The organism is Intestinibacillus sp. NTUH-41-i26, assembly GCF_032769475.1.
Lineage (GTDB): Bacteria > Bacillota > Clostridia > Oscillospirales > Butyricicoccaceae > Agathobaculum > Agathobaculum ammoniilyticum.
The window spans coordinates 943759-967798 of record NZ_CP136477.1 but is presented as its reverse complement, the minus strand read 5'-3'; the positions used below and the strand labels follow the sequence as shown (position 1 = coordinate 967798).

General features: G+C 60.3%; 26 protein-coding genes. 8 read left to right on the top strand and 18 right to left on the bottom strand.

The genetic code is table 11. From position 1 onward, the window contains the following. Positions 1–22: 22 nt before the first annotated feature. From argF to RX717_RS04830, 8 genes are all read right to left on the bottom strand, one after another. Positions 23–934: an ornithine carbamoyltransferase gene (argF, locus tag RX717_RS04865; protein ID WP_107630840.1), complete on the bottom strand. Its 912-nt coding sequence runs from the start codon at positions 932–934 to the stop codon at positions 23–25. Next, on the bottom strand, positions 935–2116 hold the full coding sequence (locus RX717_RS04860; protein WP_054326872.1) for an aspartate aminotransferase family protein: 1182 nt from the start codon (positions 2114–2116) through the stop codon (positions 935–937). A gap of 16 nt (positions 2117–2132) precedes the next feature. Continuing rightward, positions 2133–3005 carry an acetylglutamate kinase gene (gene argB / locus RX717_RS04855; RefSeq protein WP_054326871.1) on the bottom strand — a complete coding sequence of 291 codons (873 nt, stop codon included), beginning with the start codon at positions 3003–3005 and terminating at the stop codon, positions 2133–2135. A 26-nt stretch (positions 3006–3031) separates the two neighbouring features. Next, the gene (argJ, locus tag RX717_RS04850) at positions 3032–4240 is read right to left on the bottom strand and encodes a bifunctional glutamate N-acetyltransferase/amino-acid acetyltransferase ArgJ (RefSeq protein ID WP_107630841.1); all 1209 of its coding nucleotides are present in this window, start codon (positions 4238–4240) and stop codon (positions 3032–3034) included. 59 nt (positions 4241–4299) lie between these two features. Continuing rightward, positions 4300–5220, bottom strand: coding sequence for an N-acetyl-gamma-glutamyl-phosphate reductase (gene argC / locus RX717_RS04845; RefSeq protein WP_107630842.1), 921 nt, complete (start codon positions 5218–5220; stop codon positions 4300–4302). Between the two features lie 16 nt (positions 5221–5236). Next, entirely contained in the window at positions 5237–5710 is a 474-nt protein-coding gene (locus tag RX717_RS04840) for a YbjN domain-containing protein (RefSeq protein WP_054326870.1), read from the bottom strand. A gap of 17 nt (positions 5711–5727) precedes the next feature. After that, entirely contained in the window at positions 5728–7119 is a 1392-nt protein-coding gene (argH, locus tag RX717_RS04835; RefSeq protein ID WP_054326869.1) for an argininosuccinate lyase, read from the bottom strand. A 67-nt stretch (positions 7120–7186) separates the two neighbouring features. Further along, positions 7187–8440, bottom strand: coding sequence for an argininosuccinate synthase (locus RX717_RS04830; RefSeq protein WP_054326868.1), 1254 nt, complete (start codon positions 8438–8440; stop codon positions 7187–7189). A 251-nt stretch (positions 8441–8691) separates the two neighbouring features. Between RX717_RS04830 and RX717_RS04825 the strand changes: the two genes are divergently transcribed. Continuing rightward, positions 8692–10134: a nicotinate phosphoribosyltransferase gene (locus RX717_RS04825; protein ID WP_107630843.1), complete on the top strand. Its 1443-nt coding sequence runs from the start codon at positions 8692–8694 to the stop codon at positions 10132–10134. Positions 10135–10184: 50 nt separating this feature from the next. Here RX717_RS04825 and RX717_RS04820 read toward each other — a convergent pair whose 3' ends face one another. Next, positions 10185–10679 (bottom strand): COG2426 family protein, encoded by a 495-nt coding sequence (locus tag RX717_RS04820; RefSeq protein ID WP_054326866.1) that lies wholly within the window; start codon positions 10677–10679, stop codon positions 10185–10187. 242 nt (positions 10680–10921) lie between these two features. On the opposite strand from RX717_RS04820, the gene RX717_RS04815 reads away from it, so the two are divergent. Together RX717_RS04815 and RX717_RS04810 are read left to right on the top strand one after the other, a co-directional pair. Then, positions 10922–11272: a PadR family transcriptional regulator gene (locus RX717_RS04815; protein ID WP_054326865.1), complete on the top strand. Its 351-nt coding sequence runs from the start codon at positions 10922–10924 to the stop codon at positions 11270–11272. Beyond that, complete coding sequence (locus RX717_RS04810) at positions 11259–11582, top strand: permease prefix domain 1-containing protein (RefSeq protein WP_054326864.1); 324 nt, start codon at positions 11259–11261, stop codon at positions 11580–11582. Before RX717_RS04815 ends, RX717_RS04810 begins: the two co-directional genes overlap by 14 nt. 37 nt (positions 11583–11619) lie before the next feature. Here the strand turns inward: RX717_RS04810 and RX717_RS04805 are convergent, their stop codons facing one another. The 3 genes from RX717_RS04805 to cls are packed head-to-tail and all read right to left on the bottom strand — an operon-like array spanning position 11620 to position 14392. Next, positions 11620–12078: a threonine/serine exporter family protein gene (locus tag RX717_RS04805; protein WP_107630844.1), complete on the bottom strand. Its 459-nt coding sequence runs from the start codon at positions 12076–12078 to the stop codon at positions 11620–11622. Further along, complete coding sequence (locus RX717_RS04800; protein ID WP_054326861.1) at positions 12075–12836, bottom strand: threonine/serine exporter family protein; 762 nt, start codon at positions 12834–12836, stop codon at positions 12075–12077. Before RX717_RS04800 ends, RX717_RS04805 begins: the two co-directional genes overlap by 4 nt. Before the next feature lie 29 nt (positions 12837–12865). Then, positions 12866–14392 carry a cardiolipin synthase gene (gene cls, locus RX717_RS04795; protein WP_159068064.1) on the bottom strand — a complete coding sequence of 509 codons (1527 nt, stop codon included), beginning with the start codon at positions 14390–14392 and terminating at the stop codon, positions 12866–12868. Positions 14393–14712: 320 nt separating this feature from the next. Here cls and RX717_RS04790 point away from each other — a divergent pair, with 320 nt between their 5' ends. The 3 genes from RX717_RS04790 to RX717_RS04780 all read left to right on the top strand — a co-directional run bounded on the left by RX717_RS04790 (position 14713) and on the right by RX717_RS04780 (position 17348). Then, on the top strand, positions 14713–15912 hold the full coding sequence (locus tag RX717_RS04790) for a M24 family metallopeptidase (RefSeq protein ID WP_054326859.1): 1200 nt from the start codon (positions 14713–14715) through the stop codon (positions 15910–15912). 27 nt (positions 15913–15939) lie between these two features. Next, the gene (locus RX717_RS04785) at positions 15940–16809 is read left to right on the top strand and encodes a DegV family protein (protein ID WP_107630845.1); all 870 of its coding nucleotides are present in this window, start codon (positions 15940–15942) and stop codon (positions 16807–16809) included. A gap of 101 nt (positions 16810–16910) precedes the next feature. Further along, entirely contained in the window at positions 16911–17348 is a 438-nt protein-coding gene (locus RX717_RS04780; protein WP_107630846.1) for a dipicolinate synthase subunit A N-terminal domain-containing protein, read from the top strand. A gap of 44 nt (positions 17349–17392) precedes the next feature. Here the strand turns inward: RX717_RS04780 and RX717_RS04775 are convergent, their stop codons facing one another. From RX717_RS04775 to RX717_RS04760, 4 genes are all read right to left on the bottom strand, one after another. Next, positions 17393–18295 carry a YitT family protein gene (locus RX717_RS04775; protein ID WP_107630847.1) on the bottom strand — a complete coding sequence of 301 codons (903 nt, stop codon included), beginning with the start codon at positions 18293–18295 and terminating at the stop codon, positions 17393–17395. A gap of 112 nt (positions 18296–18407) precedes the next feature. Further along, on the bottom strand, positions 18408–19166 hold the full coding sequence (locus RX717_RS04770; protein ID WP_054326857.1) for a sporulation initiation factor Spo0A C-terminal domain-containing protein: 759 nt from the start codon (positions 19164–19166) through the stop codon (positions 18408–18410). A gap of 224 nt (positions 19167–19390) precedes the next feature. Continuing rightward, positions 19391–21001 (bottom strand): recombinase family protein, encoded by a 1611-nt coding sequence (locus RX717_RS04765; protein WP_107630848.1) that lies wholly within the window; start codon positions 20999–21001, stop codon positions 19391–19393. Next, on the bottom strand, positions 20998–21138 hold the full coding sequence (locus tag RX717_RS04760) for a hypothetical protein (protein WP_153802380.1): 141 nt from the start codon (positions 21136–21138) through the stop codon (positions 20998–21000). The genes RX717_RS04765 and RX717_RS04760 overlap by 4 nt, the downstream gene beginning before the upstream one ends. A gap of 110 nt (positions 21139–21248) precedes the next feature. Between RX717_RS04760 and RX717_RS04755 the strand changes: the two genes are divergently transcribed. Together RX717_RS04755 and RX717_RS04750 are read left to right on the top strand one after the other, a co-directional pair. Next, a complete protein-coding gene (locus RX717_RS04755; RefSeq protein ID WP_242977823.1) occupies positions 21249–21701 on the top strand; it encodes an NAD(P)-dependent oxidoreductase in 453 nt (150 codons plus the stop codon). Then, positions 21698–22288 (top strand): dipicolinate synthase subunit B, encoded by a 591-nt coding sequence (locus tag RX717_RS04750; protein ID WP_054326906.1) that lies wholly within the window; start codon positions 21698–21700, stop codon positions 22286–22288. The genes RX717_RS04755 and RX717_RS04750 overlap by 4 nt, the downstream gene beginning before the upstream one ends. Positions 22289–22332: 44 nt before the next feature. Here RX717_RS04750 and ribH read toward each other — a convergent pair whose 3' ends face one another. After that, positions 22333–22797, bottom strand: coding sequence for a 6,7-dimethyl-8-ribityllumazine synthase (gene ribH / locus RX717_RS04745; RefSeq protein WP_107630850.1), 465 nt, complete (start codon positions 22795–22797; stop codon positions 22333–22335). Positions 22798–22815: 18 nt separating this feature from the next. Next, positions 22816–24024: a bifunctional 3,4-dihydroxy-2-butanone-4-phosphate synthase/GTP cyclohydrolase II gene (locus RX717_RS04740; protein ID WP_054326855.1), complete on the bottom strand. Its 1209-nt coding sequence runs from the start codon at positions 24022–24024 to the stop codon at positions 22816–22818. Positions 24025–24040 lie beyond the last annotated feature (16 nt).

The following is a 24040-nucleotide window of genomic DNA, read 5'->3' as shown; positions in this document are numbered from 1 at the left end:
GCGGCGCGCATTCTTTTTTTATTTATTCCCGACTGCCCATAAGCGTGACCATGACCGCCTTTTGCGCGTGCAGACGGTTTTCCGCCTCTTCAAAGATCTCGTCCGCATGCTCCTCAAACACCTTGGTCGTGATCTCCTGCTCGCGGTAGGCGGGCAGACAGTGCTGCACCATGCAGCCGGGCTTAGCGGCGGCGAGCAGCTCGTCGTTCACCTGATAGCCTTGGAACGCCTGCATGCGCACTTCCTTTTCAGCTTCCATGCCCATGGAGGCCCAGGTGTCCGTGATGACCACATCCGCGTTCTCTGCGGCTTTCATCGGGTCGTCCGTGATGGAGAAATCCGGATTGGCGCTGGCAAACGCCATGACCTCCGGATGGGGACGGTAGCCCTCGGGGGTGGCAACCGATACCTTCATGCCGGTCTTGAGGCCGCCGACGATCAGGGAGTTGGCCATGTTGTTGCCATCGCCGATGTAGCACATCTTCAGCCCTTCGAGTACCGCGAACTTCTCGCGAATGGTCATCAGGTCGGCCAGTACCTGGCAGGGATGGCAGAAATCGGTCAGACCGTTGATGATCGGGATGGTGCCGTAGCCCGCGAGGTCCTCGACCTCTTTCTGTTCATAGGTGCGGATCATGATGCCGTCCAGATAACGGGACAGCACGCGCGCCGTATCCTGCACCGGCTCGCCGCGGCCGATCTGCAGGTCGCGGTTGGAGAGGAACAGCGCCTGTCCGCCGAGCTGATACATACCGGTCTCGAACGAGACGCGGGTGCGGGTGGAGGACTTCTGGAAGATCATGCCCAGGCTTTTGCCCTCCAGATGACGGTGGGAGATATTATGCTTCTTTTCATATTTAAGCTGGTCGGCCAGGTCGAGCAGACCGATAATCTCCTCGGTCGAGCAATCGAGCAGCTTGAGCAAATGCTTCAATTAAAACACCTCTTTCATAATGGTCAGCGCCTCATCCATTTCTTCCCTGGATATGGTCAGCGGCGGCAGCAGGCGCACCGCGTTTTTGCCCGCCGTGATCGCAAGCACGCCTTTTTCAATCAGTTTATTGGCAAAGGCCGTGTGCCTGCCCTCGTCCACAATGATGCCCAACATCAGCCCCATGCCGCGCACGCCATGGATGCTGGGGGAGCCAATGGACAGGATGCCGTTTTTCAGGTACTCGCCCTTTTCCCTGACCGCAGCGAGGAACTGCCCCTCCCCTACAGTATCGAGAACCGCATTCACCGCGGCGCACACGATGGGCGTGCCGCCGAAGGTCGTCGCATGCGTACCGGGGGTCAGCACGCCCGCACAGCTTTCCGCGGCCAGCACCGCGCCGACCGGCAGGCCGCCGCCCAGCCCCTTGGCCATCGTGACGACATCCGGACGGATGCCGTACTGCTGGAAGCAGAACAGGCTGCCCGTGCGGCCGACGCCGGTCTGCACCTCGTCGATGATGAGCAGCAGGTCCTTTTCGCGGCAAAGCGCCTCGACCTGCTTGACAAACGCCGGATCGAGCGGTAGCACGCCGCCCTCGCCCTGCACCAGTTCGAGCATGACCGCGCACGCCATATCGTCCGCTTTGCGGCGGACCGAATCAAAGTCGTTTGCCTCCGCGTAATCAAAGCCCTCGGTAAACGGGAAAAAATAATTATGGAAACGGTCCTGACCGGTGGCCTTAAGCGTGGTCACCGTGCGGCCATGAAAGGAATTGACGAGCGTGACGATCTTGTAACGCCCCTCGCCGTACTTGTCGAACGAATATTTGCGCGCCAGCTTGATCGCGCCCTCGTTCGCCTCCGCGCCCGAATTGGCAAAAAACACCTTGCCGTTCAGATGCGTTTTCTCCACCAGCTTTTTCGCAGCCCATACCATAGGCTCGGTCGTGAACAGGTTGGAAACATGCATCAGCTTGTGCGCCTGTGCGGTGATCGCGTCAATGATGATCTGGTTATTGTAGCCCATGCAGTTGACGCCGATGCCCGAGGCCAGGTCGATATACTTCCTGCCCTCGACATCCCATACCGTCGCGCCCTCGCCTCGGTCGAGCGCGATCGGGAAACGGCCGTAGGTGTTCATCACATATTTGTTTTCCTCGGCCTTGAGTTCTTGGTAGGTCATTTTCCTCGCTTCTTTCTCACTGGAACATCGTACCGACGCCCACTTTGGATAATAATTCGATCAGGATGGAGTGCTTGACGCGCCCATCCTGGATATTGGCCGCTTCCACGCCCTTGCGCACCGCCTCGACGCAGCAGTCCACCTTGGGGATCATGCCGCCCTTGATAACGCCGTCGCGCATGAGCTTGGGTACCTCGGAAACCTTGAGGAAGCGCAGCAGCGTCGACTCGTCCTCCGGATCGAGCATCAGCCCGCGCACGTCGGTCAGCAGGATGAGCTTTTTCGCGCCCAGCGCGACCGCCAGCTTGCAGGCCGCGGTATCCGCGTTGATGTTGTAATTGGTTTCATCGTCGATCCCCTGCGCGACGGTCGAGACGACCGGAATATAGCCCTTTTCCAGCATATCGATCACCGGCGCCGGATTGACCTCGACGATGTCGCCTACATAGCCGTAATCCGTACCGGTACGATCGGTCAGGCGTTTTGCCTGGAACATGCCGCCGTCCATGCCGCCCAGGCCAACGCCGCGGCCGCCCGCCTTTTCCAGCAGCGTCACCAAATCCTTGTTGACCTTGCCGCACAGCACCATCTGCACGATATCCATGGTCTCGCGGTCGGTGTAGCGCAGGCCGTTGACAAAGCGGGACTCCTTGCCGATCTTTTTCAGCATATCCGAGATCTCCGGCCCGCCGCCGTGTACCACGACCACCTTGACGCCGACCAGGTTGAGCAGCACAAGGTCGTGGATGACCGCGTCTTTCAGTTCCTCATTAATCATGGCGTTGCCGCCGTATTTGACGACGACCGTCTGCCCGTAATATTTTTGAATAAACGGCAGCGCTTCAACCAGTATTTTGGCCCGCAGCTCTGCATCCAGTTGTGTATCCATCTTGTCTCGTTCCTCTTCGTTTATTATCAGGTCCGGTAATCGCCGTTGATCTTCACATAATCATAGGTCAGGTCGCAGCCCCACGCGGTCGCGCAGTCTGTCCCCTCGCCCACGTCCACCTGAATGGTAACCTCGCTTTCCGAGAGTACCTGCTTGGCAAGCGCCTCGTCAAAATCGATCGCCGCGCCCTTTTCGCACACAGCCACGCGGCCCGCCACGGACTCGAACGCCACGGACACATATTCCGGCCGGAACGGCGCCTTGGAGTAGCCCATCGCGCACAGCACGCGGCCCCAGTTGGCGTCCGCGCCGAACATCGCCGCCTTGACCAGGTTGGAGCCCACGACTGCCTTGGCCAGCCGCTCGGCCGCCTCCTCGGAGCGGGAGTTTTTGACCGTACAGGTCACCAGCTTGGTCGCGCCCTCGCCGTCCGCCGCGATCTGGCGTGCCAGACGGGTGTTGACCTCGTTCAGCGCCTTGCAGAACGCCTGATACTCCTCGTCCTGCCACTCGATCAGCTCGTTGCCCGCCTGTCCGTTGGCCAACACCACGCACATGTCGTTGGTGGAGGTGTCCCCGTCCACCGTGACGCGGTTATAGGTCTTGCGCACGTTCTCCTGCAACGCCTCGGCCAGCATTTCGTGTGTGATCGCACAGTCGGTCGTCAGGAAGGACAGCATGGTACCCATGTTAGGATGGATCATGCCGCTGCCCTTGCAGATACCGCCGATGCGGCAGATCCTGCCGCCGATGGTGAACTCGACCGCCGCAGTCTTGGTTTTGGTATCGGTCGTCATGATGGCGCGGTTCGCCTTTTCCGAGCCGTTTCCGTCCAGCACAATTTCGGGCAGGTGCTGCTCGATGCACTCAACCGGCAGGCGCTGACCGATCACGCCGGTCGAGGCGACGACCACGTCGTCCTCGTCCACGCCGAGCACCTTCGCCGCGACCTTGGCCATGCGGCGGGCGTTTTCCATTCCGTCCGGCGCGCAGGCGTTGGCGTTGCCCGCGTTGGCGACGATCGCGCGCGCCACGCCGTTTTCCAGATGCTCCATCGTCACATACAGGGGCGCGGCCTTGACGCGGTTCATCGTATAGGTCGCCGCGGCCGTACACTCGCACGCGCTGAAGATAATCGCGGTATCGTCGTCCGCGCGGCTGTCCTTGATGCCGCTGCGGATGCTGCCCGCGGTAAAGCCCTTTGCGGCGCACACGCCGCCGTCAATAATTTTCATAGCTGCATTTCTCCTTACCGCCCGAAGCGGCGCGAAATAGATAGGATACGCTGTTTTTATTATACCGTCAATCCCGTGGCTTCGTCCAGACCCAGCATGATATTCATGTTCTGCACCGCCGCGCCCGACGCGCCCTTGCCGAGATTGTCGAACAGGGCGGTCACGATCGCCTGCCGCGCATGGCCGCATACGATCAGCCTCAGGCTGTCCTTTCCCGCGAGCGTATTGGCGTATATAACCGGCTCGTCCCCGCCGAACGGAGCGACCGTGACCAGCCGCTGCCCCTCGTAGTGCGCTTCCAGCGCTTCCTGTACGCGGCGAGCGTCCACGCTGGGCAGCATGACCGTCGTCGCCATGCCCTTGTAAAAATCGCCCACAACCGGCACAAATACCGGCGGCTGGGTCAGGCCGCAGACATACTCCATTTCCGGCAGATGCTTATGCTGCAGGTTCAGGCCATAAATCCGCTCGGAGGCATGCCGCGGGTCGCGGTTTTCATCCTCGTATTCTGCGATCATTTTTTTCCCGCCGCCCGAGTAGCCGGTCAGCGACGAGCAGGTGAACGCAAAATCCGCGGGTACCACCTCCCGCGCGACCAGCGGATACACCGAGGAGATAAACCCGCTCGCGTGGCAGCCTGGATTCGCCACCCGTTTGGAGGCCGCGATCGCAGCCCTGTGCGCCTTGGACAGCTCTGCAAAGCCATAATCCCAGTCCGGCTCGGTGCGGTGCGCGGTCGAAGCGTCGATTACGCGGGTCGTTTCGTTCTCGATCAAGCTGACCGCGTCCCGCGCCGCCGCGTCCGGCAGGCAGAGGAATACGATGTCGGCCGCATTGAGGAACCTGCGGCGCTCCTCGGTGTCCTTGCGTTTGTCCTCGTCGATCAGCAGCAGCTCGAGGTCGTCCCGCCCCCCCAGCCGTTCATAGATCTGCAGGCCGGTGGTACCCTCTCTGCCGTCGATATAAACCTTTGGTTTCATCCGTCTTTCTCCGTTTTCATTCCGCCTGCGCCTCGCGCTCCGCGGCCTCGATCTCCTCGTACGCTTCCACAGGCCCCTTATTGCCGTATACGATGGCGAATACGCCAGGAACATATTTATCAAACATGTTGAAGCCCACATAAGTCATGCGCCGGACTATCTCGTCCGCCAGCGGCTCGTTTTCCTCAAAGCAGCCCGCCACCCGATAGCAAAGCTCCCCGTCGTTCGGGTCCATCTCAAAATTGCCCAGCAGCAGCCCCCAGTTCGCCCGATTCAGGTAAAGAGCGACCGCGTCCCGCTTAGCTTCCGGAATATTCATCGGCAGGATCGTGGTAAACAGCGCGGTCGTTTCGTTGACAATGCGTGCGGTGAACGACACGTCCGGCGAAACCTTGGTGTTCATCTTGAAGCGGATGCGCTGCTCCTCCTCGTCGGTGGCGAAGTTCAACTCCTCTTCTTCATATACCTGTGCGATATCCTCAATATACATACAAAATCCTCATCTGTTTATGTTTCGTTTTCCACATCGGCGATAAACTTTTCGATCTTGTCGATCTGGCGGGCGACCTCCTGCGGTGCCGGACCACCGATCACCTTGCGTTCAGCCACGCAGGTACGCAGGTCGAGCGCGTCGTAAACATCATCCCCAAATTTATTGGAGATCGCGGCAAAATCGCGCATGGTCATGGTTTCCAGCGTTTCATCCGCCTTGATGCACTGGTTGACCAGCCGGCCGACCGTTTTGTACGCATCGCGGAAAGGCATGCCCTTCTTAGTCAGGTAGTCCGCGCAGTCTGTTGCGTTAATGAAGCCTGCGGAAGCTGCCTTGCGCATGTTGTCGCGGCGCAGCGTCATGGTGGAGAACATGGGGGTGAACACCTCCAGGCACTGCTTTACCGTGTCGATCGCGCCGAACACAGCCTCCTTGTCCTCCTGCATATCCTTATTGTATGCCAGCGGCAGGCCCTTGAGCACGGTCAGCATGGTGGTTAGGCTGCCGTACACACGGCCGGTCTTGCCGCGGATCAGCTCACACACGTCCGGATTCTTCTTCTGCGGCATGATGGACGAGCCGGTGGAATACGCGTCGTCCAGTTCGACGAACTTGAACTCCCATGAGCACCAGGAGATGATCTCTTCAGACAGGCGGGACAGGTGCATCATCAGGATAGATAGCGCGGAGAGCAGCTCCACGCAGTAATCGCGGTCGGATACGCCGTCGAGCGAGTTATCGGTCAGCCGCTTGAAGCCGAGCTGCTGCCGGACGAACTCGCGGTCGATCGGATAGGTGGTGGATGCCAGCGCGCCCGAGCCGAGCGGCATTTCATCCATGCGCTCGTAGCAATCCTGCAGGCGGGTGATATCGCGCTTCAGCATGTTGGCATAGGCCATCATGTAGTGTGCGAACGTGGTCGGCTGCGCGCGTTGCAGGTGCGTGTAGCCCGGCATGACCGCGTCCAAGTTCTCGCGGCTCTTTTTGGCGAGCGCTTTCATAAACGTACAGATCATGGTGATGATCTCGCGGATTTCGCTCTTGACGTACAGGCGCATATCGAGCGCGACCTGGTCGTTGCGCGAGCGTCCGGTATGCAGCCGCTTGCCGGTGTCGCCGATGCGCTCGGTCAAAAGCTGCTCGACATTCATGTGGATATCCTCATAATCGAGAGAAAACTCCACATTCCCCTCCTCGATATCCTTGAGGATTCCCTTCAGCCCTTCGACGATTTTTTCCGCCTCGTGCGGCTCGATGATGCCCTGCCTGCCCAGCATGGTCGCATGCGCGATCGAACCGGTGATGTCTTCCTTATATAAACGGCAGTCAAACAGGATGGACGAATTAAAGTCATTTACCACCAGATCGGTTTCCTTTTGAAACCGTCCTGCCCATAATTTTGCCATATCTCGTTACCTCACAAAACACCCGCAGGGCGGCACGTTCGGACATGCCGCCCCACGATATCCTTTCTTACTTTTCAACCGACGGGAAATGCTCGCCGGTCTTTTTGTACAGCATCTGGTCGTTGAGCGCGCGCACCTTGAGCGGCAGGCCGAACAGGTTGATGAAGCCGGCCGAATCCGCCTGGTCGTAGCAGTCGTCCTCGTTAAAGGTGGCCATATCCTCGGAGTACAGGCTGTACGGCGAGGTGACGGACGCCGGAATGATATTACCCTTGTACAGCTTGAGCTTGACGTCGCCGGTAACGGTCTCCTGCGTGGAATCGACGAACGCCGAAAGCGCCTTACGCAGCGGGGTGTACCACTGGCCGTTGTAGACCAGGTCGCCGAACTTCATCGCGACCTGCGCCTTGTAGTGCGCGGTCTCCTTGTCGAGCGTGATCTCCTCCAGCTTCTGGTGCGCCGCATACAGCACCGCGCCGCCCGGCGTCTCGTATACGCCGCGGCTCTTCATGCCGACCAGGCGGTTCTCGACGATATCCAGGATGCCCACGCCGTTCTCGCCGCCGAGCTTATTGAGCTTTTCGATGATTGCAACCGAATCCAGCTCCTCGCCGTCCACCGCGGTGGGTACGCCCTTTTCGAAATGAATGGTAACGTAGGTCGGCTTATCGGGCGCCATCTCCGGAGAAACTCCCAGTTCGAGAAAGCCCGGTTTATTGATCGGCGCCTCGTTGGAGGGCAGTTCAAGGTCGAGGCCCTCATGGCTCAGGTGCCACAGGTTCTTATCCTTGGAATAGTTGGTTTCCTTGTTGATCTTGAGCGGGATGTTATGCGCCTCCGCGTAGGCGATCTCCTTCTCGCGGCTGTTCAGTTCCCAGAAGCGCCACGGCGCGATAATGTCCATCTGCGGGGCGAACGCGTGGATCGCCAGCTCGAAACGCACCTGGTCGTTGCCCTTGCCCGTGCAGCCGTGGCAGATCGCGTCCGCGCCCTCCTGCAGCGCAATCTCAACGATGCGCTTGGCGATGATCGGACGCGCGAACGAGGTGCCAAGCAGATACTGCTCATAGGTTGCGCCCGCCTTCATGGTGGGGATAATGTAGTCGTCCACGAACTCCTTGGTCAAGTCCTCGATGTACAGCTTGGACGCGCCGGTCTTGAGCGCCTTTTCCTCCAGCCCGTCCAGTTCGGTACCCTGGCCCACGTTGCCGGAAACCGCGATGACCTCGCAGCCGTAATGCTCCTTGAGCCACGGAATCAGCACCGAAGTATCCAAACCGCCCGAATAGGCCAGTACAACCTTGTTATATTTCCTTTCCATGTCTGCTTACCTCCGTAATCCGTCGTTTTTTTGACTTTTCCATTATACCCCCTATCCCTGCATTTGGCAAGAAAAATTTATAATTATTTTATATAGTGAATATTTATTCATATTGTGAATCGATATTCCGAAAGAAAGTCTTGCACTTTGCGCAAAAACGTACTATTATAACTATAAATGCACTGTGTCAAGACAGATGCACGGATTGAATAAAAGCGCATGGCATCCATGCGCAAAGGGGCGTTTTCGCAATGACCGAAAAAAATCTGACCATGCTGACCGACTTTTACGAGTTCACAATGGCGAACGGGTACTTTGAAAAAGGCATCGCCGACCGCCGCGCTTATTTCGACATGTTCTTCCGCCGCGTGCCGGACGGCGGCGGCTACGCCATCATGGCGGGCGTGGAACAATTGATCGACTATTTCAAAAACCTGCATTTCACCGAGGAGGATATCGCCTACCTGCGCCGCCGCGGCTGCTTCTCGGAATCCTTTCTCAATTACCTGCGCGAATTTGAATTCGCGTGCGACGTATGGGCCGTGCCGGAGGGTACGCCGGTTTTCCCCGGCGAACCCCTTGTCACCGTGGCCGGTCCCATGATTCAGGCGCAGTTCGTGGAAACCATGGTCCTGCTCACCATCAACCATCAGACGCTGATCGCCACCAAGGCCAGCCGCATCACCCGCGCCGCGCAGGGGCGCACCGTGCTCGAATTCGGCTCCCGCCGCGCGCAGGGCTACGACGGCGCGATCTATGGCGCGCGCGCCGCTTATATCGGCGGCTGTCAGGGGACGGCGTGCGTGCTGGCCGATCGGGATTACAAGATCCCCGCGGGCGGCACGATGGCGCATTCCTGGGTGCAGATGTTCGACAGCGAATACGAGGCGTTCAAGGCCTATGCGGACATTTATCCGGACAACTGCGTCTTTCTGGTCGACACCTATAACGTCCTCAAATCCGGCGTTCCGAACGCGATCCGTGTAGCGCAGGAAATGGTCAGCGAGTACGGGATCCGCCCGCGCGGCATCCGTCTGGATTCGGGCGATATCGCCTACCTTTCGATCGAGGCGCGTAAAATGCTGGATGCGGCGGGTTTTCCGGATATGCAGATCATGGCCTCCAACTCGCTGGACGAATACCTGGTGCGCGACCTTCTGGTACAGGGCGCGCAAATCGACTCCTTCGGCATCGGTGAGCGGCTGATCACTTCCAAATCCGAACCGGTGTTCGGCGGCGTATACAAGCTCGCAGCCGTGGAAAACGGGCAGGGAGAGATCGTCCCCAAGATCAAGGTTTCCGAAAACGTGGAAAAGATCACGACCCCACACTTCAAGCAGGTATACCGCCTGTTTGACAAAGCGACCGGCAAGGCGCTGGGCGATGTTATCACAATCCATGACGAGGTCATCGACGCCGCCCTCCCCTATGTGCTGTTCGACCCCATCCATACCTGGAAGCAGCGCGTGGTGTCCGATTATACCGTGCGCCCGCTGCGCGTGCAGCTGTTCCAGGCCGGCAAATGCGTTTACCAGAATCCGGCGATCAGCGACATCCGCAGTTACTGCCTTGCCGAGCTGGACACGCTCTGGGAAGAGATCAAGCGCTTCGAGAACCCGCAGACTTATTTCGTCGATCTGTCCCGCAGGCTTTGGGACTGCAAGCACGAGCTGCTGGAATCCTGCCGTATTTAAACCGAAATGCAAAAAGAGCCTCCCTCACGGGAGGCTCTTTGCTTTCGCTTTCAAAACAGGCTCGCCACGCCCAGCACGCCATTGGAGGCAACCAGCATGATAAGCCCCGCCGCCACGACGCCGCCCGCAATGGAGAGCAGCGCTTTCCCCTTTGGCATTTCGAGCAGCGTCGCGATCAGCGCGCCCGACCATGCGCCCGTCCCTGGCAGCGGCACCGCGACGAACAGGAACAGGCCGATCCGCGCATACTTGGTAACCTGATCCTTTTTGCTTTCCAGCTTCGCCTTGTAGCGGGTGACGAAGCCGGTAAACGGCCTGAGCGTCCCCACCCAGTCCAATACCTTTTCCCCGAAAAACAGCGCGAACGGAATCGGGAGCAGGTTGCCCAGATAGGCCAACGGCAGCACCTCGTACCACGGCATGCCCGCCGCCATAACGCCCAGAGGCACCGCGCCGCGCAATTCCACCAGAGGAACCATGGAGATGATAACAACAGCCAGCTCGCGGCCAGCGCCGAGCAGCCATTGAAACAAACTATCAAACATCGGTTTTCCATCCTCCAAAGCCTGCAAACTATTGCTTATGATACCCTAAAAACCGAAAAAGAGCAATACCTTAAAAAAATTTTACATTTGACAGCCCCTGCCGCCGGATGTATACTGTGGATACATCGATAAAAAAGGTATTTGGAGGCGGTTTTCCATGCCCCGCAGAAAAAACGACTCTCCTGCCGCCGGATGTATACTGTGGATACATCGATAAAAAAGGTATTTGGAGGCGGTTTTCCATGCCCCGCAGAAAAAACGACTCTCCTTTCCCCGGCAGTAATACGCTGCTCGTCCTCGCCATGCTGGAGGACGCAGACAAATACGGCTACCAGATCATCCGCGAGCTGGAATGCCGTTCCGACCAGACCTTTTCCATGAACGAGGGGACCCTGTACCCCATCCTGCACAGCCTGGAAGAGCGCGGCGAGGTGCGCTCCTACGAAAGGGAATCCACGGCGGGGCGGCTGCGCCGGTATTATCAGCTCACCCGCCAAGGCGTCAAAACACTCGCGCGGTGCCGACGCGAGTGGGAAAAATTCTGTAAAAGCTTCGGCAAGGTGGTCGGGGGTGAGGCGTGTGTCACCAAATGAGCGCATCAGCCTGTTTCTGGACCGCGTATGCGCCCATCTTCTTTGGCCGCCGTACCGCGCACGGGTGCGGCGCGAGCTGACCGACCATCTACTGACGCGCATGGAATATCTGCAAAACGACCGCGGCTTCAACGAAGCGGAGGCGGTCGAGCTGGCGGTGCGCATGCTCGGCGATCCGGACGCGCTCGGGCGTAGCCTGCGGCACGCCCGCTTTCCGCCGCGTTATCTTTGCTGCCTGATCGCCACGGGCCTGGTTTGGGCGGCGATCGCCGCCTGTGTGGTCTATCTTCTGCTGCAGCTCCAAATTTGAAAAGCGTTCTGCACGGACCGGTCGCAGAACGCTTTTTTCATATTCTTTTCTCCCGCGCCAGAGCGAGCAGCTTGAGCAGCGTCTGCACTGCACAGGCAATCAGGATAACCCCGAACGAGATCGCACCGGACTCCTTCAGCACCAGGCTGCCATACTGCGCAAACGCCGCCATATCCCCCCGGACAAGCGCCAGCGTGGTATAATACAGGTCGCCGCCCGGGACGAGCGGCACGAGCATCGGCACCAGCAGCGTCAGGACCGGCGTTTTGAGCAGGCGCGCCAATACCTCCGCCAAGGCGGCTGTCGCGAGCGCGGCGGCAAAAAACGCGGCGACGCGGTCCTCATAAGCCCACAGGGCGAGCAGGTAAAACCCCCAGTTTGCCGCGCCGCCGAGCAGGATGGTCACCAGCCGGCTTCCTGAAATATGGAACAGCAGGCCGAAGCCCAGCGCACCCACGGCTGCCATGCCGACCTGCACCGCCATTTCCCCGGTCATACCGCACCTCCCAGCTGCAGCAGCACCAGTGCGCAGCCCGCCGCAATCGCAATCGCGCGCAGCAGCGCTTCACACGCTCCCAGCAGGCCGCTGATCGTATCGCCCACGATCATGTCGCGCAGCGAATTGACCAGCGCGATCCCCGGTATCAGCAGCATAATGTTTCCAATAATAATCTTATCCAATGCCTGCCCCAATCCGGCTTCCACGGTTATCACCGCGGCCAGACACATCGCGGCCGCGCTCAACACGGTCAGCACCAGCGGCTGTAACGCAATACGCGCCCCCATGCGCCCGATCGCGTACAGCACCATGCTGCACAGCATCGCCGCCAGACCATCCCGCACCGAACCGCCGAAAAACACGGCGAACGAGCCGGAAATAACCAAATATGCCAGCGGGATACGCCACGGCATATCGTCCCGCATGGTCCGAATCGCTTCCACCCGCGCGCGCAGCTCCTCCAGCGGCAGCGGCGCGCCGCAGACCGCACGCGAAAGCGCGTTCACCGCCTCGATGCGCCGCATATCGGTTTCCCGCCGCAGGATGCGGCGGGTCTGCGTCAGAACCGCGCCGTCCTCTGCCTGCGCCGTGACGATCATACTGGCCGTGATGGTCAGCACATCCACCCTGCCAAAGCCATATGCCTGTGCCATACGGCGGATCGTGTCCTCCACGCGCGCCACCTCGGCCCCTGCGGTCAGCAGCAGCTCACCCGCGTCAAGGATCGCGCACAAAACCTGTTCCCGTTGTTCCATTTCAGCCCCTTCACTCTGCCGGCGTCCGGTCACAGCAGCGGCGCAAACAGCCGCAGCACACTGGCCACGATAGACCGCAGCCAAGGTACCTTATGCAGCCAGGCGTCGTCAATGCGCCGGCTCACATTGATCGTTTCCAAAATATCCTGCTTGACCGCATGCACGACCGAGCTGTTGTAAAAGCAGGTCGCGCACTCAAAATGCAAGAAAAAGGAACGGAAGTCCATATTGATCGTTCCGACGACCGCCGTATCATCGTCCGATACGATGCACTTCGCGTGCAGGAAGCCTGGGCGGTATTCATAGATCTTGACGCCCGCGCGGTGCAGCTGCTGGTAATAGGAGCGCGTAATCATATAGACCAGCTTTTTATCCGGAATCCCCGGCGTCAGAATCCGCACATCCACGCCGGACTGCGCCGCGATGGTCAGCGCCGTGATCATCTCGTTATCCAACACCAGATACGGGGTCGTGATATAGACGTAATCGCGCGCGTTGTGGATGATCTGCAGGTAGGTCGATTCGCCGACGTTCAAATCGTCAAGCGGCGAATCCGCGAACGGCTGGACATAGCCGTCCTCCGGCATTTTCATCGTCGGCAGGTAGGCGTTGAGCGGCGGCACGGGCTCGCCGGTCACATATTCCCACATCTGCAGGAACAGCGAGGTCATGTTGACCGTCCCTTCGCCCCGCAGCATGATGCCGGTATCCTTCCAGTGGCCAAAACGCACCTTCTCATTGATATATTCATCTGCCAGGTTGATGCCGCCCATATACCCCACATTCCCGTCTATAATCATCATTTTGCGGTGGTTGCGGTAATTAAGGTAGGTGTTGAGCGTGGGGATAAAGCGGTTAAAGCGCACCGCGCGGATGCCGAGTGAAGCCAAGAAGCGGTCGTAGTTCTGCGGCAGCGTGGCGATCGAACCCACATCGTCGTACAGGATGCGCACATCCACGCCCTCGCGCACCTTTTCCTGCAGGATATCGAGGATGGTATTCCACATGATGCCTTCCTCAATGATAAAATACTCCAGAAAAATGAATTTATGCGCCTGCCACAGCTCCTCGCACATGGAGGCGAACATATCCTCGCCCACGCGGAAATAATGCGCCTCGGTGTTGGTCCAGGCCGGCATGCCGTCCAGCGCAGTGATATAACGGGCGCGCGCCGCGTGGCGCGGATCCTCCTGTGCGAGCGCCTCGGTCGCCGGCATCAGGCGGTATTCGGTGAAATCCGGCGGCTGCGGTTCGTACTTATGCTGAGTGCGCGCGCGGTTAAACGGCGTGTTGCCCCACAGCAGGTAAAACAGGCCTCCGAACAGCGGCAGCAGCAGGATAACGATGATCCAGCTGATCTTATAGGTCGGGTTATCATATTTACGGACAAGCCAGATCACGATGATGACGCTCAGCACGGTCAATATCCGTGGCGCCCACAGCCAGCGCCCGCTCATCCAGCCCACGCTGTACATGACGATCACCAGCTGCGCAACCAGCAGCAGGCCGCCGACCACACGCCGGTCCGCCAGGATCCGTCCCAAAATTCTGCGCATAACCCGACTCCTTTCTCCATAAACTTTCCTGTATAGCATCATATCGCACCATTCCGCAAAAGTCAATGCGCACGCATTGCCCAGCCGGAAAAACTATGGTATAATAGCCGCAAAGCGGCTATTATACATTAATTTCACTTCATTATACCACCAGCAGCACTTTGCGGTCACTTCAGGCGAATAAGTGCTGGCCGCTGTGATATAATAGCGCCGCAAAGCGGCCGAGCCGCCTTTTTCCCATGCGTGTATCTTCGCCGCCGTAAGGCATGCCGCTAGCCCGCATCACCCCAGAACCAACATAAGCAAAGGAAGGAACACAAATGCCACATACCCCCGTGCCTGCCGGCGAGCTGAACGCCCGCCTTTCCCGACTGCGCGCAGCATTGGCACAGCACGATCCCGCGTGGTCCATGACCATTCTGGACAACAAGATCGATCTTTATTACTTCACCGGCACCATGCAGGATGGCGCGCTCATCGTCACGCCCGACCAAGCGGTGCTGTTCGTCCGCCGTTCATTCGAATGTGCCAAACGCGAATCCGCTTTTGCGGATATCCGTCCGCTGAGCAGCTTCCGCACGGTTGCGGAGGCGTTCCCCGCCATCCCCGACCGTGTCTATGTCGCCGCGCGCACCATGACGCTGCAAAAACTTTCTATGTTGCAGAAATATTTACCCTTTACGCAGCCGCAGCCAGTGGACGGCGTCCTCGCAGGCCTGCGGGCCGTCAAAAGCGCCTATGAGCTGGACTGCATGCGCCAGTCCGGCGCCCTGCACCGCTTCGCGCTGGAGGAGATCGCCCCCGTCCTGCTGCGGGATGGCATTAGCGAGGCGCGGCTGTGCAGCGAGGTCAGCACGGTTCTGCTCGAGCGAGGTTCGATGGGTATTTCCCGCTTCAACCAGGCGATTGCAGACGATGTGCTCGGCGTAGCCAGCTTCAGTGAAAACAGTCTGGCCGGCTGCGGTCTGGACAGCCCCACCGGTACGGCCGGCACCTGTATCGCCATGAAATCCATCGGCTCCTCCGAGCGGCGCCTGCGCGAGGGCGATATTGTGCTGCTTGACATACCGAACGGCTATCGGGGCTACCATACGGATAAAAGCATTGTGTTTTTCTACGGTTCCCTCTCCAAGCATCCACAGAGCAAGCTGATCCGTGCCGCGCGCGAACAATGTGTATTCCTCGAGAACGAGGCTGCCGCCATGCTGCGTCCCGGTTCGGTGCCATCCGAGGTATATGGCAAGCTGTGCGCCTGCGTTGACCCCGCGTTCCGCGCGGGCTTTATGAGCGGTTGCAGGTTCTTCGGACACTCGATCGGCCTGACTATGGACGAATCGCCCGTCCTCGCCAGGGGCTTCGACGAGCCGATCCGCGCCGGCATGACGTTCGCGGTCGAGCCAAAGATCGCCCTGGAGGGGGTCGGTCTGGTTGGCTGCGAAAATACCTACGAGGTCGTCTCCGACGGTCCCGCCCGCTCGCTAACCGGCGCGTGCGACACCCCCTTTGAAATCAACGGCTGATCCGGCCGCAAAGCAAGGAGTTCTGCTATGTATCCATTCGCTCTTATCACCGATTCGACCATCGATGAGACCGCCGCCTACTTTTCACAGAACGACATTGGCTGCGCGCCGCTCGCATTTACGATTGACGGGCGCACCATTGAGGAGGACTGTGGGCAGACCGTTTCATTCCACCAGTTTTACGACCTGCTGCGGGAGGGGAAACTGCCCGTCACCTCGCAGGCAAAGCTGGAAACGTTTCTAACCCTTTTCCGCACCGCGTTGGAAGCCGGGCAGGACGTGCTGTACATCGGCTTTTCCTCCGGCCTTTCGGGTACGTTCCACGCGGGCTGCATGGCACGCGACGAGCTTGCCCCGCTTTTCCCCGCGCGCAAAATCATCTGCATCGACTCCCTCTCCGCGACCGGCGGCGAATACCTGCTGGTCGATAAAGCCCGTGAAATGCGCGACAGCGGATGCACCATCGAGGTGACTGCCGCCGCGGTGGAGCAGATGCGGCTGCATGTGATCCATCTGATCACGGTCAACGACCTGGGCCACCTGCACCGCGGCGGGCGGCTGAGCAAGACCTCGGCCGTGGTTGGCGGGCTGCTTGGCATCAAGCCGGTCATCTGGGTTGACTATGCGGGTAAACTCGGCGTCGGCTGCAAGGTCCGCGGCCGGCAGAAATCTATTTCCTACCTCGCGGAACGGACGCTGCGCGAGATGACCGACCGGAACCAGGTTGTGCGCATCTGCCACGGCGACTGTCTGGAAGACGCCCGCCAACTTGCCGCGCTGCTCGACGCGCACGGCGTCCGCTCGGACATCCGCTACATCGGCACGGTCATCGGCTCGCACACCGGCCCTGGCGTGCTGACCTCCTTTTTCTTTGGCGGCGACAGAAAACCGGAATAAGCGCTGCGGCCTATCCCACGGGACAGGCCGTTTTTCCTGCCCCGCGCGGGATAACAACGCCTCCCCCGCTGGCATAGACTGCCCTGAAGGAGGTTTTTCTTATGAATCAATCGGCGACCCTTGCGGTCGTCGGCGGCGACGTACGGCAGGCTTATCTGGCCTCCCTGCTGCGCGCCGACGGCCACACGGTGCGCACCTATGCGCTTGAACGGCGCCCCGTCGAGGGCTGCGCCGCTGTCAGCGACCCCCGCGCCGGCTTTGCGGACGTACAGGCGGTGATCCTGCCGCTTCCCATCCAGCATGGCGACGCTCAACTCAACGCCCCGCTCTCCAACGCCCCGCACCCGCTCGCGGATATCCTGGACGCGATTCCGGCGGGTACGCTTGCCCTTGCCGGCTCGGTCCCGTTCTGGGTACACGCCCGCGCCGTGCAGAACGACCTGCGCCTGCTGGACTACTTATCCCGCGACGAGCTTGCGATACGCAACGCGGTACCTGTTTCCTTTGGTTATAGGCCGGTTCGCCGCCGCGAACAGTAAAGCAGCCCCAGGCGCATCGCTGCGCCCGGGGCTGCCCTTCCGTTTTAATCGTGCGGCCGGCGGTAAAAATTGCCCGCCACTTGGTCGGTTTTCAGGATATTGATAAACGCATGGGGGTCGATATCGCGCACGACGCGGGTGATCTGCTTGACCTGATCGCCCGCGATGACCGAATACAGCATATCCCGCTCCTCGCCGTTATACAGGCCGGTTCCGTGGAACAGCGTCGCCCCGTGATGCGTCGTATCCTTGATCTGTTCGTATACCTCCTGCGCCCGATTGGAAATGATGAACAGCGTGGTCCGCTTAAAGCGCGGGTCGAGCATATGCACAACCTGCGTGGAGGCAAACTGGAAAATGATCGAATACAGCGCCTTATCCCAGCCGAACAGCAGGCCGGCCACGGCCAGCATCCCGCAGTTGGCAAAAAAGATGTAATTCCACGCGTCCACGCCGAGCCGCTCGCTCAGCGCCACGGAGATGAAGTCCGTCCCCCCGCTGGTCGCGCGCCCCAACAGGCACAGGCTGATCGCCAAGCCGTTAACAATGCCGCCGAAAATACAGACCAGCAGCACATCGTTGGTCAACGGCATGGAAGGGATCAGGTCGGTCAGCACGCTCGTCAACGCGATCATCAGGCAGGAATACAGCGTAAAGCGCTTCCCGATCAGCCGGAAGCTGACCACTGCCGGAACCACGTTGAGGAGCAGGTTGATTGCGGTAAATGGCAGGGAAACACCGGCAAACTGCTGCGCGCTGCGCTGGATGAGCAGCGTCAGCCCATTGAAGCCGCCGGGAAACAGGCCGCCCGCGTCCACAAAGCTTTTAATGTTGACCGCCATCACCACGGACGCCGCCACAATCAACAGCAGCCGCCTGGGCTGCTCCCCCCAGGATTGCCCCCGTTCCAATCCCCCCTGCTTTCCCTGTTGTTCCGTTCCAGACATTTACGCCCCCACCTTAACTGAAAAATGCGCAGCAGGCCCGCTGCAGGTATAGTATACCACAGCGGCCGCCGGAAGTTAAGCAAAGGCGCGTCCGAAACGACCTGTTTTTGCGTTACCCCTCTTCGTCCTGTCGGCTCAGATAGTCCAGGATCGCCTTGATAAAGCGTCCGTTGCTGATTCTGCCCCGCATCCTGACCGCCATCTCGCCAAAATACCGTTCCAGCACGGACGCCTCGCAGTCTTTCCAGATCTTTTTGACCGTATACCGGATGTCCCGCTCCACATTTGCCGGCGTTGTGTCGCGTTTGCGCGCGATCGCCGGATAGATCTCCTTGGTCAGGCCGCTGTTCTTCCGCCGGCAGGCGCAGACCGCGTCGACCGTATAGGCGTAGCCCTTGGAATCGGTGCGCAGGTCAAAAGCCTTAAACACCTGGTCCACCTGCTTCCGGAAGCGGGTTTCCTCGGATAATTCCTTTTCCCGTTCCTCCATGCCTGCCGCCCACAGCCGGATATGGTCGTACAGCGCGTCCTCCTTCAGCGGCTTGCGCATCATATAATCGATGGACAGCACGTTGCATTCGGCAAGCACCTGTGCCCCTTGGAACGCGCTGAGCAGAAGAATCGTCTCTTTCCCGCCCTGCTCCCGAATGCGGGAAGCCACCGTCAGCCCATCCACATGGAACAGATCGGTATCCAGCACAACCAGCCCGGGCCGCGTATCGCGATACAGTTCCAGCGCCCGCGCCCCATCCTCGGTCCATCCGGCTAGCTCGATCTTCCCGTTCTCCGGCAAACGGCGCGCGACATATCGGGAAAGCTCGCTGTCCGCACAGGCCAGCAAAACGCGGAGCTTTTGTTTTTCATCCGCCATCTTTGATCTTCTCCTATGGCCACTTTCCTGTTTTTCGGCCTTATATTTCTCTGTTCTATATTTTTACATATCTCTTCCATTGGTTCAAGTGCCAAAAAGATTTATTTTTCTCAAAATATCGACACAAATCGACAAAACTATCCCCTGACTTCCGTCTGCGGCAGGGCGGCGCGGACAGAAAGAGCGGGTTTCCGCAAGGCGGAAACCCGCTCTTATTTTTTGCATTAGGTATCCGGTAGCAGCGTGCAGCGTATGTCCTCCGGCCGCAGGCCAGCTCCGCGCCTGGGCGGCGCATATTGCAGCCGGAACGTCACCGCCAGTCCACGCAGCCGCACCAGAACTCCCCCCTCCCCAATGCGCATCTGCTCCAAAAGCTCGCCGTACACCGCTTCACACCGGAGCGCCTCGGTTTCCAGGAACGCCCGAAGCGCCGTCCGGCCATCCCCTGTGCGCGCCGCCTGCCACTGTGCCTCCAACGTCCGCTCCTGCCCGTCCAGACGCGCGAGCGCAGCGTCATAACGCGCGCGCAAGCTGTCCAGCTCCTCTTTTGTGATGCTGTGTCCCAGCCATGCGTCCAGCGCGTCCCCCCGCCGCTGTAGCACGCGCTGCCTTCGCTCCTGCAGGCGCTCCAACGCCACAGGCACGCCGCCGTCCTCCGCCTGTTCCACCAATTCGGCCGTCTCGCGGATCAGCCGGCCGACGTCCAGCCCCAGCCGTTCCACCACCACGTCCATGCAGGTGCAAAGCGCCTGGTGAGGCATCATCCGCATATCGCAGCCGTCAGGGGTCTCCCGTCCATCGGTATGCCGCGGGCCGTGCCTTCCCCGTGCGGCGCACACCCAATACCGGTATACCTCACCTCCCGCGCGCCGCCGCCGGCGCGGAACGAAGCGGCGGCCGCAGGCCGCGCAAATGAGCTTTCCCGAGCACCAGTACCGGCGGACGCAGCGCCGTCCCTGCGCGCCGGCCGGTGCGCGGCGCGCAAGCTCCTGCTGCGCCTGCTCGAAAACTGCGCGTGGGACGATCGGCTCGTGGTGGTCGCGCAGGTATATCTGCTCCTCCTCCCCCCGATTGACCTGTTTTTTGTGATCCAGGAAATCCGGCGTATACGACTTTTTCTGCAGCAGGTCGCCACAGTATTTTTCATTCCGCAGCAGACGCAGCACCATCGTGGAGGACCACGGCTTCCCTTTGGCGCGGGGCGGCTCGACGCCCGACTCGGACAGCTCCCGCGCGATCACAAAGGTTCCTTTCCCCTCGTTCAGAAATTTGCGGTATACCAGCCGGATCACCTCCGCCTCGTCCTCCTTCACCGTCAGCCTGCCGCGGAGCAGGGAAAAGCCGTAGATATTGTTGCACCCGAACACCACGCCGTTCTCCATGGAGCGCCTTTGCCCCCATTTGACCCGCTCCGAGGTCTTGCGGCTTTCCTCCTGCGCCACGCTCGCCATAATCGTCAGGCGGAACTCGCCGTCGTTCTGACGAGTATCGATCCCGTCATTGATGAATACCACGCCCACCCCGTACCGCCGGAGCCGCCGCGTGCAGGCCAGCGCATCCACCGTGTTGCGGGCGAAGCGGGACACCTCCTTGGTCAGGATCAGGTCGATCTCCCCCTCCTCCGCGGCGGACAGCATCTGCTGAAAGGCCGGCCGGTTGCGCGCGGCGGTGCCGGACAGTCCCTCGTCCGCATACACCCGCGCCAGCTCCCAGTCCGGCTGGCTGCCGATATACTCCGCGAAATAGCGGCGCTGGTTTTCCAGGGAGTTCCTCTGGTCGTCCTGCGATGTCGATACGCGGCAGTACGCGGCGACCCGAAGCTTTGCGCCGGTCACCGTTCGCCTGCGCGCAGCTTATCCAGCGCGCGGTCCAACTGCGCCTCGTTGATCTGTCCCGCTTCACGCAGCTTCTTCAGCAGACCCGTCTTGACCGCCCTGCACAGGTTCTCCCGCTCCTTTTCCTCCATCCGCATACCGTTTCCCTCCTCCCTGCCAGCATATGCCGCCGTATCCCCCCGGTATTCCTGCGGGAGCCTATACCGCTAACGATGTACCTACCTGCGAAGGCGCCCTACAGCTCGCTATGGAACAGACCGAGCATACCCTGCAGGGCGCGTCCTGCCTGGTCATCGGATATGGGCGTATCGGCGCGCTGCTCGCCCATAAGCTGCACGCGCTGGATGCCGCCGTCACGGTTTCCGCCCGTTCCCCGCGGGATTTCGCCAGGATCGAGGCCGATGGCATGCGCGCGCTCGACACCCGCAGCCTTGCCGGACGGCTCAGTGCGTTCCAGCTCATTTTCAACACTGTCCCCGCGCCGGTGCTCGGCGCTGCGGAGCTGTCCAGCCTTTCCACCGGCTGCCTGGTCATCGATCTGGCTTCCCTGCCCGGCGGCATCTCCGCGGACGCGAAGCAGCCGGCCGGCTGCCGGCTGCTGCACGCGCTCTCCCTCCCGGGACGGGTCGCACCGCTGTCCGCGGCGCGCGCCATCCACGATACGGTACTCACCATTTTGCAGGAGGAATCCATATTATGACCGCTCCGATCCGCATTGGCTTTGCCCTGACCGGCTCGTTCTGCACCTTTGCGCGCGTGATGGATGTCATCCAGACGCTTGTGCGGCAGGGCTGCGAGGTCACGCCGATCCTGTCCTTCCACGCCGCCCAGCTCGACACCCGCTTCGGCGACGCCGCCATGTGGCGCGGCAAGCTCTTTGCCCTGACCGGCCGCCAGCCGATCGATACCATCCAGGCCGCGGAGCCGATCGGCCCCAAAGGCCTGTTCGACGTACTGGTCGTGGCGCCCTGCACGGGCAACACGCTTGCCAAGCTCGCGCACAGCGTAACCGACACGCCGGTCGTCATGGCGGTTAAAAGCCATCTGCGCGGCGACAAGCCGGTTGTGCTCGCGGTATCCACCAACGACGGGCTTTCCGGCAGCGCAGCCAATATCGGCGCGCTGCTCAACCGCCGCTATTATTACTTTGTCCCCTTCCGCCAGGATGCGCCCGACGCCAAGCCCCGCTCGCTTGTGGCGGACATGGAGCGTATTCCGGATACCGTCCAGGCTGCGCTGCAGGGGCGCCAACTCCAGCCTCTGCTGCTCAGTCCTGCAAACGTGTAAAGAAAAGACCATCCGAAACGGATGGTCTTTTCTTTGTCTGCGGGTCAGCGCAGCTGCGGAAGCAGATCCACAAGCTCCAGCGCCGCCAGAGCCGCGTCCGCACCCTTGTTGCCCGCTTTGGTACCCGCACGCTCGATGGCCTGCTCAAGGTTCTCGGTCGTAACCACGCCGAACAGCACGGGTACGCCGGTCTGCAGGCCCACCTGCGCAATACCCTTGGAAACCTCGTTGCACACATAATCATAGTGCGTAGTCGAACCGCGTATGACAGCGCCCAGACAGATGACCGCGCAGTACTGCCCGCTCTGCGCGAGCTTTTGCGCCGCGAGCGGTATCTCAAATGCGCCCGGCACCCAGGCGAGCGTGATATCATCCGTATCCACGCCATGCCGCACCAGCGTATCCTCCGCGCCCGCAATCAGCTTGGAGACAATGAACTCATTGAACCGAGCCGCGACGATTGCAAATTTCCCTTTCCCCGCGACAAGCTTGCCTTCCAGTACATTCATTTCGGTTTCCCTCCTGTTTTATATGGTTTTCTGGAACAGATGCCCCATCTTGATCTTTTTGGTGTGCAGGTAAAACGCGTCGTCCTCCTGCGGCGCGATCTCAATCGGCACGCGCTCAACGATCTCCACGCCGAACCCGTCCAGTCCGTAGATCTTTTCCGGATTGTTGGTCAGCAGGCGCAGCTCCCGCGCGCCGAGATCTTGCAGGATCTGTGCGCCGATCCAGTATTCGCGGAGGTCGGGCGCAAAGCCGAGCTTAACGTTGGCCTCTACCGTATCCCAGCCCACCTCCTGCAGCTCATAGGCCTTGAGCTTGTTAATCAGGCCGATGCCGCGGCCCTCCTGCCGCATATAGAGCAGCACGCCACGGCCCTCCTTTTCGATCTGCTGCATGGCGGCCGCGAGCTGCTGCCCGCAGTCGCACCGCCGCGAACCGAACACGTCGCCGGTCAGGCATTCCGAATGGACACGGCAGAGCAGGTTCTTCCCGTCCCCGATCTTCCCTTTGACGAGCGCGACATGGTGCTCGCCGGTCAGGTCGTTGACATAGCCGTAGATCTGGAATTCCCCAAAGCGTGTCGGCAGCTTGGCGCTGGCCTCGCGAACCACATGCTTGTCATGCCTGCGGCAGTAATCCTGCAGGTCGCGGATGGCAATGACCGCAACACCCCACTCGCGCGCCTTTTCGAGCAGTTCGGTCGTGCGCATCATGGTGCCGTCGTCGCGCATGATTTCACAGCACAGGCCGCACTCCTGCAGCCCCGCTATGCGGCACAGGTCGACCGTTGCCTCGGTGTGTCCGTTGCGGGTCAGCACGCCGCCCCGGCGCGCGGTCAGCGGGAACACATGGCCCGGCCTCCGGAAGTCCGCCGGCCCTGCGGCCGTATCCGCACACGCGCGGCAGGTCAGTCCGCGCTCCTCGGCGGAGATGCCGGTTGACGTATCCACATGATCGACCGAAACGGTAAACGCGGTATGGTGATTGTCTGTATTGACCTTGACCATCTGCTCAAAGCCGAGCCGAGCCGCGATTTCCGCGCTCATCGGCGTGCAGATCAGCCCTTTGGCATGGGTCGCCATAAAGTTAACGTTCTCCGTGGTCGCAAATTCCGCCGCGCAGATCAGGTCGCCCTCGTTCTCGCGGTCCGGATCGTCGATCGCCATGATCAGCCGGCCGGCGCGCAGCTCGTCAAGCGCCTGTTCGATGGTTGCAAAGTTTTGCTGCATGATTCCGCCTCCCTCT